This window comes from Microbulbifer jejuensis (assembly GCF_047289955.1).
In the GTDB taxonomy this organism is placed as follows: domain Bacteria; phylum Pseudomonadota; class Gammaproteobacteria; order Pseudomonadales; family Cellvibrionaceae; genus Microbulbifer.
In genome coordinates this window covers 49687-60923 of the sequence record NZ_JBLBUB010000013.1, presented here as the reverse complement: position 1 = coordinate 60923, position 11237 = coordinate 49687, and the positions used below count along the sequence as shown (strand labels likewise).

General features: G+C 48.7%; 6 protein-coding genes and 2 pseudogenes. 7 read left to right on the top strand and 1 reads right to left on the bottom strand.

The window, feature by feature from the left end; all coding sequences use genetic code 11:
* From ACL7TT_RS10010 to ACL7TT_RS09980, 7 genes and pseudogenes are all read left to right on the top strand, one after another.
* A pseudogene (locus tag ACL7TT_RS10010) lies at positions 1-2113 on the top strand (hypothetical protein); the annotation flags it as partial.
* Positions 2114-2126: 13 nt separating this feature from the next.
* Complete coding sequence (locus tag ACL7TT_RS10005; RefSeq protein WP_413395109.1) at positions 2127-2492, top strand: hypothetical protein; 366 nt, start codon at positions 2127-2129, stop codon at positions 2490-2492.
* Between the two features lie 570 nt (positions 2493-3062).
* Positions 3063-5042, top strand: coding sequence for a DUF6531 domain-containing protein (locus ACL7TT_RS10000; protein ID WP_413395107.1), 1980 nt, complete (start codon positions 3063-3065; stop codon positions 5040-5042).
* Positions 5043-5108: 66 nt separating this feature from the next.
* Positions 5109-7838 (top strand): RHS repeat-associated core domain-containing protein, encoded by a 2730-nt coding sequence (locus ACL7TT_RS09995; protein ID WP_413395105.1) that lies wholly within the window; start codon positions 5109-5111, stop codon positions 7836-7838.
* Between the two features lie 8 nt (positions 7839-7846).
* Complete coding sequence (locus ACL7TT_RS09990) at positions 7847-8155, top strand: DUF4288 domain-containing protein (protein WP_413395103.1); 309 nt, start codon at positions 7847-7849, stop codon at positions 8153-8155.
* Positions 8156-8429: 274 nt separating this feature from the next.
* Positions 8430-9401 carry an IS30 family transposase gene (locus ACL7TT_RS09985; RefSeq protein ID WP_413395101.1) on the top strand — a complete coding sequence of 324 codons (972 nt, stop codon included), beginning with the start codon at positions 8430-8432 and terminating at the stop codon, positions 9399-9401.
* 160 nt (positions 9402-9561) lie between these two features.
* Positions 9562-9927, top strand: coding sequence for a hypothetical protein (locus ACL7TT_RS09980; RefSeq protein WP_413395099.1), 366 nt, complete (start codon positions 9562-9564; stop codon positions 9925-9927).
* Between the two features lie 126 nt (positions 9928-10053).
* On the opposite strand, the pseudogene ACL7TT_RS09975 reads toward ACL7TT_RS09980, so the two are convergent.
* Positions 10054-10425: pseudogene (locus ACL7TT_RS09975) on the bottom strand (transposase); the annotation flags it as partial.
* Positions 10426-11237: the final 812 nt, after the last annotated feature.

The window sequence follows — 11237 nt, the reverse complement described above, 5'->3', positions numbered from 1 at the left end:
CGCGATCCGCGAGCACAAGGAGCTGATCGATGAGCGCAGCGATCTCAACGCACAGGCGGATCGTTTTGGTATTGGCCCTGCCAAGAGCGGCTACAACAATGCGATCGATGCACTGGCCAACTACCTGGGCGGCCTGTCGCCAGCCTGGAACCACACCGGTACCACCACTGCCATCAGCCGCACGCTGTGGAACGCCAACTGGCAAGCGGTGTTCGAGGCCCGCCAGACCCTGCTGAACACCGTGGCTGTGGTGAACCAGAGCAACGCGAGCAATGCGGCCCAGATCGCCGCAGATGCGCAGAATAAAGCCGCAGAGGCGCAGGCGGAAGCCGGCAATGCGCAAGTGGATGCCAACGAGGCCCTAGCCGAATTAGACGATATCGCCGCGGACGGTAAGCTCACACCCAGCGAAAAAACACAGGCGGTGCGGGATTGGCAGGAGATTACCGGCGCGCAGTCTGGAATCAATGCCAAGGCGACCTATTTTGGCGTTACCAGCGAAAAAACCGCCTACAACAATGCCGTGTCTGCATTGAGCAGTTATCTGGGCGGCCTGTCGCCGGCCTGGAACCACACCGGCAGCACCACCACCATCAGTCGCACCGTGTGGAATGCCAATTGGGCGGACGTGTTCAACAAACGGCAGGCGTTGCTCAATGAGATTGCCCACAGGGCAGGGCAGCAGTCGGACTGGGCGCAGGTTTTTGGTGACGGTAAACCGGAGAATAATGCCACCGTGGGTGCCACGCTTGAGGAGCGTGCGCAGTTTCGCACCAGAAGCCATACATTTATGGAGGATTTTTCCAGTGTGGAGTATCGCGAGTATTGGGTGAAACTTAACAGCACCGGCGGCGCTATGAGTTACTACTCTGGCGGCTCCAGCCAAGTCGGTGGCGGTGCGGCCCGCCTCAACGACTATGTGGCAATACGTCACCGGGATAAGGTGCCCTTTGATCCCGATAAGCTGTATCGGATTGAAGCCCGTGTTTATTTCTACAACCATGAGGACACCACCCGGACCCTCTACGCGGGCCTGGCTGGCTTTGATGCCAATGGTAATTATTGCAATGCCAGCGGAGCGAACAGCACCAGCAGCCAGCACTATGTGCTCGCTGCCAACCTGAATCTGGTGGGGCAGTATTGGCAAAGGCTGGTGGCCTATGTCAAGGGTAATGCCAGCGGTAATGCCGTGTACAGTACCGCTCGCGGCGGTAACCATATCGGCAACCCGGCCAAACTGCAGGCCAATGTGCGTTTTTTTACCCCGATTTTTTATGCCAACTATTCCAACAAAACGGGAGACATGTTAATCGACTACGTCAAGATCGACGTGGTGGAAGTGCAGGACCAGCGCAACCTGCCATTAATCCAGTCCGCCATTGCCAGCCTGCCCACCAGTTCCGCACTCTCCGCCGCCGATGTCGGCAGCACCGCCAGAATCACCGTGGCTGCGCACACACTGCAGTTCGGTTTTGGCACCATCAGTTACAACAGCGGCAGTATCAGCGGGTTGTCGTTCAGCAGAAAATATTACGTGTATTGCGATGATCCCGGCCTCAATGGGGGAACCGTAACCTATAAGGCCACCACCAGCTTTCCGGTGCTTGCCGGCCACACCTGGCGTCGTTCGGTCGGCACTATCCGGACACCTGCCAATGGCGGTGGCGGCACCATACCGGACGATCCCTGGTGTGTGGCGGCCGGCACCTGGTTGACAGAAAAGCTGCTGGCGGATCACTGCAAAGCGGGGGATCTAATCGACTGCTGGGACCTTGGCGACAGCGATACCCACCCAGGCACGATTCAGGCAGTAAAACCCCAGCAGGAAGTGCCTTGTGTACTACTCACCATGGCAAGCGGTGCCCAGGTGATTTGCAGCCGTGAAACCCCCGTGACTGATCCACACGGCACAGTGTACGAAGCCCAGCATTGCCAGGGAGTAAAACTGGGTGTGCTGCATGAAGAGGAACCGCTCACCTGGGAAACCGTCGAGCGGATCGAATGTGCTGGCCTGCGCACCGTGTACAAGATCAGTGTGGGCAATATCAGCTATGCCGCCGGTGTGGATTCCCGGCACAGAGTCATTACCCACAACCAAAGGCACAAGCCCTAATAAAGGAAGCAACATGGTTGAATACATACAAGCCACTGGCATCAGCAATGCTGGAGAAAACGAGCACTTTTATAAACTGACCAGTGGCATCTATGTCGGTGATATTGTGCGCATCGCACAGGTGCGCAACCCCATTGATCTGGACCAAGACGGCAGCCCCGACCAGTTTGCCTACAAGATGATCGGTGCCTTCGTCACCACGGACAACCAGGTGCGCAACAATGCCGCCGGCACGCCCTGGCAAACCCCGGGCAAGGTGGAAACCCTGCAAGCTTCTGCTGTGGGTGAGGGCACGGAGAACGAAGAGGTCAACAAAGGCGCATGGCGTATGGAGTGCATCCAGCGCACGGTGAATCTGCGGGTAGTGATTGGGGAGTAAAAGGAGATCTCCTTGGCGAAGGACATTCCACCCAAAGCCAAGCAGCTAAAACCGGATTTTATTCAAAAACAGATTAATGCGGTGTCAGTACAGACATCATTGAACACCGAAGCCGTCCTTAAGAATGCTTATTGTTCTCGCTTAGTGAGATTCTCTATTGTGAGTGATGCCACTGTAGGGAGCACTACTGGCCTACCATAGAGAATACCCAGTTCGAAATTGAGTGTACACACCGCATATTGCCACTGAAAGTGAAGCCAAGCGTGAAATAATTCACTCTTCCTATGTGATGTAGCTGCAATATTTTTTGATGTAATGGCATGTAATTGACATTTGATGGCGTATTACGTGAACTCCTTTTACGAACTGAGGGGGTAAGGATTGAGAGTTTTGTTGTTAAAATAAAAGAAAACCACCCAGGAAATTGTTATCTTTCAGCGTTTTGACTCTGATTGATTTATTAATCTACGAATTTCAAACAAATAAAACTGAGTTGGCTGTAATTTTTTAGAATTGTTGGATTGAATTGAGCGCGAGACACATTTTATTGTTTCTTTAAGGGTTTTTGTGATGCATGGTATAAAAAAACAACAACTTATTTTTCTTATCGCTTTCTTTATTTTGGAAATTTTAACCCTGAAAGCGGCCGCTGCAGAGGTTTTCATAACTGAGGCGTTAAAAATATATGAGCTTAAAGATAGGTATACAGACCGAGAAACTGCGATCAGCCGCTGGGAACAGAAGTCAAAAGAGACTTTTGATAGATGTATGAAGGTAGGGGAATACGAAGGATATTGGGGTTGTCATCATACATACTCTATTGGGTCTGCGCCAGCACCAGACACTGGGTATACTAATGAAGAGCCAGATGCAGTTCATTATCCGATTGAGCATTTTTGGAATAATAAAAATTTTAGTGGCCATCAAATATTTACTGAGGATGGCGGCTATCTACGCGTAATTACTCGATGGTTTTGCCCGGATAACTTTATCCATATCGGCGAAACTAATGGAAAACATCGAACTTATGAATGCCAACAAGCTGCCCCAATGTGCGAGCCTCCAACAATATTTAATACGAAAACTGGCCTGTGTGAGAAAGAATGCCCAATAGACAAACCGTGGGATAGTTCGGCCAGAGATTGCATCGCACCTCCAGAACCTGAGAATTGCTCAAATGAAGTCGGCAATCCGATTAATTTCTTTAATGGTCACAAATTACAGCGCGAGACTGTTTTTGAGGCTGAGGGTGACTTCCCTTTAACATTTACTTGGTTTTACAATAGCTTTGGCAATCATAAAAAGAGCGGTGCCGGATTTAGTATCGGTGAAGCATTCTTAAATAATGATGAGCCCACCCCAAAAATACAAACCGTGTTACATACAGAGCCTGAAGTTATGGGAAGGCTACCGCGCATTTCTTTACCTTTAGGTAAAAAGAATGCTATGGAAAGGCAACTCGAAGTGGGTGTTGGTGATTATTTTGCATCTGTAAAGAATAATTGGCGACATAACCATAGTCTCTTTCTTGCTCACTACACACTACTTGATAGCGAAACTGAAAGAGTTACGGAAAGGGTTATCGCTTATCGTCCCAATGGCAAGGATCTTCACTTCAAAAATGAGAATGGCATTTTTGTGGCAGAAGCCAATAGAGACTGGCGAGTAAAGAAAGTGCTGGATGAAAACGGTAAATTCATTGGCTGGGAGCTGAAAAGTAGCGAATATACAGAAACCTATGACAGCAATGGCCGTATTCTTCGTGTAGAAAACCAGCAGGATCAGGGTATCACCTATACTTATAATGAGGTTGTGGCTGGGCTTAATGTCTACTCTATTGCCGATGATAATGGGAATAGTATGAATCTCATTTGGTCGGGTTCTGGTAACCTTCTTGCAATCAGGCGCAATGATGGTTCTACCTATTGGTTTGGTTATACAAATAGTGATCTGTTGCAATCTATCACCTTCCCTGATAACGATAATTCTAAACGCATCTTCCGCTACGAAGACAGCCGTTTCCCCAATGCCTTGACAGGCGTAACTGATGAGGCTGGCAATGTCTACAGCACTTTCACCTATGACGATCAAGGTAGAGCGATTCGCACAGAGCACAACGGTGGTGCGGAATCAGTCGATGTGGAGTATGTCGATAAGAATACCCGTCGTCTTACTAGTGCCCTCGGCAAAAAAACTACATACAACTACTCCGATGTGCATGGTGTGAAGCGTATCACCTCGGTAGAGGGTGAAGCGTCGGCCAATTGTGCAGCCGCGAATATGAATTATTCCTACGATGCCAATGGCTTTGTTGCCAATGAAACAGACTGGGAAGGCAATACCACTACCTACACCCGTGATAATCTGGGGCGTGAGCTGACCCGCACCGAAGCTGCAGGCACACCTGAAGCCAAGGTAATCACCACCGAATGGCATGATACTCTTAACTTGCCCAAAAAAGTCACTACTTCCGAAGGTATTACCGAGTACACCTATGACACCGAAGGCCGTTTACTCAGTAAAAAAGTCACACCGGTCGAGGGCTCTTAACAAGATCTGATTGCATAGATTTTAAGCAAAACAAACTAACAACTAAGAAGATTCGAAGGAATTGATATGTATTTTAGTAAGTCTATTCTTGCGGGGGCTTTTAGCTTATTGGTGGCCCATGGCACCCATGCAGCGATTACTGAGCAGAACTGGTCCTATACCTACACTACTGCGGGTAAGATGGAGACAGCAGATGGTCCGCGCACAGATGTCTCCGATGTCACCACCTATGCTTATGACAGCAATAACCGCCTCACAACCACCACCAATGCATTAGGCCACCTGGAATCCATTCTGGAGTACGACGCCGCTGGCCGTCCTTTGAAGACACAGAATGCAAACGGAGTGCAAACCCACTTTACCTACACTGCACGTGGCTGGTTAAAAACGACCACGGTCAAAGCAGCTTCCGGCGATCTGGTAACCACCTATACCTATGATCCCGTAGGCCAGGTAACTCATATCGCCTACCCGGATGACTCCAGTATTACCTTTGAGTACGATGCTGCGCGCCGTCTTACTGCCACGGAGAACTCTTTGGGTGAGCGGATGGAATATACCCTGGATGCTGCAGGTAATATCAAGGAAGAGAAAGTGTTTGCCGCCGACGGCACCACCCTGGTGCGTTCCGTTAGCCGTAGTTACGACGAACTGAGTCGCCTGATCGATGTCAACGGGAATAACGGCCAGAATACCTCTATTGCCTACGATAAAAACGGCAAGCGTGTTTCTACCACGGATGGCAATCAGCACACTACCGGGGAGGCCCGCGATGCCCTGGGCCGAGTGCAAACCGTCACCGATGCCGATAACAAGCAGGTCCAGTACACCTACGACAGCGAGGACCGCATTACCTCAGTGACTGATCAGCGTGGCAATACCACCCGCTACGAATACGATTTTGCCGGCAACCTCACCAAGCGCACCAGCCCCGATACCGGTATTACCACTTACGACCACGACGAAGCCGGTAACCTGAAGGTGCGTACTGATGCCCGTGGTATCACCGTCAATCACAACTACGATGCCCTGAATCGTCTCACTGCCATCAGCTACCCTGGCAGCGCCAGCGAAAACGCCCTGTTCAACTATGACAACACCGAAGATGGCAACAAAGGGGTAGGACGGCTCACCGGTTATAGCAATGACTCCGGTTCTACCAGCCTGACTTACGACGATCTGGGTCGTATCACCCGCCAGGATGACACCATCGCCAGCTGGAGCTTCAACACCCGGTACAGCTACGACAGCCTTGGTCGTGTTAGTGGCATTACTTACCCCTCTGGTCGTATTGTCAGCTACAGCCGCGATGTTCTGGGCCGTATCTCAGCGGTCAGCTCAAAGGAGAATAGTGAAGCCAGCGCCCGTACCATTATCAGCAATATCCAATACCAGCCCTATGGTGGCATCAGCTCCATGGAGTATGGCAATGGCATTACCCAAAGCTATAGCTATGACCTGGACGGCCGCCTGGAGGCAGTAACAGCCTCCGGTATCGGTAATGTTCGCTCTGAGTTCTATACCTATGACCTGGCCAACAATATCACCGGCATTGCGGATAACCTGGATAACTCTAAGGATCGTGGCTTTATCTACGACAAGCTCAACCGCCTTACTGATGAGGGCTATATAGAGGGACAGAACAGTTACCAGTACGACCCGGTGGGCAACCGCACCCAAAAGGAGATTACCAACACAGATAACAGCCAGAGCAGCACTGCCTATAGCTATGAGACCAGCTCCAATCGCCTCACCAGCAAAGGTGGCAAAGACTGGGTAACCGATGCTGTGGGGAATACTATCAGCACGGATGATGGTGCCAAGCAGTACACCTACAACCATGCCAACCGTCTCAAGACCTATAGCGAGAACGACACACTCAAAGGCACCTACTACTACAACGCCCTCGGCCAGAGAGTGCGTACGGATAAAACCGAGGATAACCTGCTGCACTATAACCTGAGTGGCCAGTATCTGGGTGAAGCCACTATGGCTGCAGATGGCAGTGCTATCCAAAGCCGGATTGATTATATTTACATCGACAATATGCCGGTAGCGCAGGTAGAGATCAGCTACAGCGAAGGGGTGGTGCAGAGCGCCACACTGACCTATCTGCATACTGATCACCTGAATACTCCGCGTATCGGTACCAACGAGAGTGAAGCGATTGTATGGCGTTGGGATAGTGACGCCTTTGGAAAGTCTGAGCCTAATGCTGACCCGGATGGTGATGCTAATCAAGCTGTGGTAAATCTGCATTTCCCGGGCCAATACGAGGACAGAGAAACCGGGCTTCATTACAACTACTATCGGGATTATGACCCTAGTACCGGACGCTATTTACAGAGTGATCCCATAGGCATCCTACGCGATTATAGTGATCCACAGTTGCAAATTGCCATTCAAATGGGGCTTATCGCGCCAGAAGGACTGTATGATTCAATAAACCATCTTTATGGTTATGTAGACCAGAACCCGATCAACTTTATTGACCCAAGTGGTCTTGATTCACTTCGTGCGGCACTGATGCAAGCCATAGCACGTGGAAATACCCGTCAGATAAGAAACATTATGGATGCGCTGTCTGACCCCAAGTTGAGAAAAGCTGCGCAAGATGCACTTGATAAGTTCGGTAGCAAAGCTGATGACTGGATTGGAAAAAATTGTAAGGGTAGCATCAATCGTGAATTTCCTGAAAATCTTAGGAATAAAACGCTTGAAGAAATCAGGCGCGGTAACAGTAAGGAATACAAGAAGGCATGGAAGCTATTGAATGATAAGCGATTCCAAAAATAGGACTTACTATGTATTACTCAGTTAGCCTTATGTATAAAAGCGAACGAAGTGATTCAGAACCACCATTGTGGGAAGAACGTATTATTTTGGTTTCAGCAACGGATGAAGTTGAAGCCGAAGAAAAAGCCAAAAAAAGCACAAGGGAATACGAATCTGAATTTATTACGTCAGATTCAGTTGAAATTGCATGGAAGTTTCATCAAGTCGAACGTGTATTTCCCATCGATGATGACATTGAAGATGGGGCTGAGTTGTTTTCGCGCTTTCTCAGACAGAGTGAAGCTGAAAGCCTTCTTGCCCCATTTGACGACAATTAAGAATGATCATTTTCCAGCTTTAATTAAACGTCACTGCGTGAAATGGCACAGTTATTTTTTAATACCGGCAATTTTCAGGTGAGTGTTATACGTTGATTGACCCGAGTGCCGGACGGTATTTACAGAGTGACCCGATTGGACATGAGTATTAAGCTAACCCTTAGAAGAAATGACTCTTGGATTCAACTCCGAAGTGCATCACTTGACGAGGTAGGAAAAGAAGCCAGCTGAAGGTAGGCTTAGTTGCTTTTTCTCCGACCAAAGAGATGAAGTGATGACCAAGGATTACAATCAGCTGACTTATGAGCAAAGATGCCAGATTTCAGTGTTAATCAAAAGTGGTTTGAGCCAAAGGGTGGTAGCTAGAACCATTGACGTAAGTCAATCAACGATCAGCAGGGAGCTGGCCAGGAATACTGGCGGTAGGGGGTATCGTCACAAGCAGGCGCAACAAAAGGCAGAGCAGCGGCGCAAAGATGCTGTCAAACCCACTAAGATGATCCCTGCAATGATAGCTCTCATTGAGTCCAAACTACGTTTAGAGTGGAGCCCAGAGCAGATCTCGGGTTGGTTACTGGAGGATCAAGAGCAGCTGATTAGCCACGAGAGCATTTATCTCTATATTTGGGCGGATAAGCAGGCTGGAGGAGACCTTTACCTACACCTTCGCCGGAAGGGCAAGAAATACGACAAGCGTCGTAATGGTAAATCGACACGGGGTCAGATAAGGAATCGAGTGAGCATAGATGACCGCCCTACGGTTGTTGACGACAAATCACGCATAGGTGATTGGGAGATAGATACAATGATAGGTAAAGGCCGCAGCGGCGCCCTGGTTACCATCGTAGAGCGGGTGACTAACTTCACAGTATCCGGACAGGTTAACAGCAAGAGTGCTGCAGACGTTACCCAGGCCACTATCGCACTGCTGCGCCCGTTTAAAGAGGTTGTTCACACCATTACGGCTGACAATGGGAAAGAGTTTGCGTATCATGAAAAAATCAGTTCAGCGCTCTCTGCAGATGTCTTCTTTGCCCACCCTTATAGCTCTTGGGAGCGAGGGCTGAATGAAAATACTAACGGCTTACTGAGGCAATATTTCCCGAAAGATACAGACTTGAAGAAAGTGACACAGGTGGAGGTGAGAAGAGCGGTGAAAAGACTAAATTCTCGCCCAAGAAAAGGGCTGGGATATAAAACACCAAGTCAGTTAATGAGCAATCATAGGGCTGTGTTAGCAGCTTAGGCTGTGATGCACTTCGGAGTTGAATCCAAGACATTAAAAATAGAGATGATTTTGGTGATTTCATGGAAGAATGGAAGCCTGATAATGGTTATGAAGGCGGGGATACATTACCCTATGACGTTCTACGTCAAATTGCCAAAAAGTATAAGGGACTATAGTGATGTCATTGCTACCTAATTGTTCGTTTAGAATTATTGGTTTATCTGAAGAAGAATTATCAATATTAGAAAAAAAATATTTAGATGGTGTCCCCTACCGAATAGGAAGTTACCATAAAGATAGAAGTAAGAAAGTCCTTCGGTTAATTCTTAATGAGTCAATCAAGTCGGAAGTATTACACAACTTAATTGAAGAAAAACCCGATGATGCTACTCATGATTTCTTTGTGTCTGTTTCATCTTGTGAACAAACTGCGATAGTTGATATTCCTGATTTTTTGTTGAATCTTAATAGGGATGTTGGGGGACGTATATGCTTTAGCTATACTTGCACCTTTGATCCAGAGAGTGTAAATAATTCTGTGTAACCGCCCCTGCCAGTTGCTTAGAGGGTGTTCAAAACTCTGTGCCAGCCAGGTAGCCTCATAGGCTGATTTCTCCAGGCGATCCGGAAAGTGGATCGTCAGCTGTGACAGCGTCAAGTTCCAGTTCTAGATCGGGCGTTCGGAGGCTTTCAGTATACCGGCGTAGAGCAGCTTGAATAAGCTGTCCTCATTGGCGGAGCCGCCCTTGGTTTTAGTCATCCTGCGGAACTGGCGGTGTACAGCCTCACGATGTTGGTGGTGTAAATCGGCGTTCGCACACATTTCGGATATTTGAAATACGTCGACAGGCTATAGGCCACTTGGCCTCCAAGACGTTCTTGGCAGTATTGAGGCGTTGCTCTTGAGATCGGCCATAAGGGCTTTCTGGTTCTTCATGGCCACATGCTTCAACGAGTTGCGAATCTGGTTGATGACATAGTACTGAAGTCCATCTTGAGGTAGATGCTCTCAAGCCTGGGGGAAGCCCTGCAGGCCATGCACAAAATTCGCCTAAATCTTCCTTCCATGTTTTGAACTGGGATTTCACTTTTCTTCATTCCGCAGCAGGGCTAGCGGCAATGATCGCTTGCATCTCAGAAATAGAGAAGTCAAGAAAGTTCAAGAAGTTAGCTAATGCATTGGCTATAAAACAAACAATTTTAGAAGCCTCAAAAGGGCCTGCGATCACTCCTCCCCACGCCTGCCGGTTTTGGGCTTTCCTCTACTCAGTGAAATTGGGAAACACCGCAAACCCCCACCAGCCGTGGGCTGTAGCCAATTTACTCATTTCACAAAATGAACACTTTTGAAGAGAAGTGAAGAGGTTTTTCACAGGCCAAAATGGCTGAAAGTCAACAACCACGGGGTTTTCAGGGCAGTGATGGAATTTTTTTATGATTCTCGATTCTCCTCATTATAGATGTTTGCAGTGCCAACCATGACAGTACGATCTGCATGTACAACGAAAGCAACTGGCGCCAAACCACCCTCGGTGGGCCACCCAAGGCTATCGCTTCGAATATGCTCTTACCCCCGCGCATTGCCAACTCTTTTACCGTGCTCGCCCCCTTCTGGACCAGATCGGAAGTGATGCCAACCTTTTAACCCGTCTCACCCAACTTCACGGCGCCAAGCGCAGAAGTGTGCTGACGGGGGGACAGCGATGATGCCAAACAACCCAAGGAAAACTTCGCCAGTGAACTGTAGTGTAGTGGTTTACTAATCCCGGACACCAATTTAGGGAACCTCTGATTAATTCACCTTCCTCCCGCGTTCCCACACCAAAACGGGAGGAGTTGATCAAGGATCAGTCA

Bases quoted from the DNA above. Each gene is read 5' to 3' on its own strand.
- ACL7TT_RS09985 (WP_413395101.1), top strand. From the start codon at position 8,430: ATGACCAAGGATTACAATCAGCTGACTTATGAGCAAAGATGCCAGATT.
- ACL7TT_RS10005 (WP_413395109.1), top strand. From the start codon at position 2,127: ATGGTTGAATACATACAAGCCACTGGCATCAGCAATGCTGGAGAAAAC.
- ACL7TT_RS09990 (WP_413395103.1), top strand. From the start codon at position 7,847: ATGTATTACTCAGTTAGCCTTATGTATAAAAGCGAACGAAGTGATTCA.
- ACL7TT_RS10000 (WP_413395107.1), top strand. From the start codon at position 3,063: ATGCATGGTATAAAAAAACAACAACTTATTTTTCTTATCGCTTTCTTT.
- ACL7TT_RS09995 (WP_413395105.1), top strand. From the start codon at position 5,109: ATGTATTTTAGTAAGTCTATTCTTGCGGGGGCTTTTAGCTTATTGGTG.
- ACL7TT_RS09980 (WP_413395099.1), top strand. From the start codon at position 9,562: ATGTCATTGCTACCTAATTGTTCGTTTAGAATTATTGGTTTATCTGAA.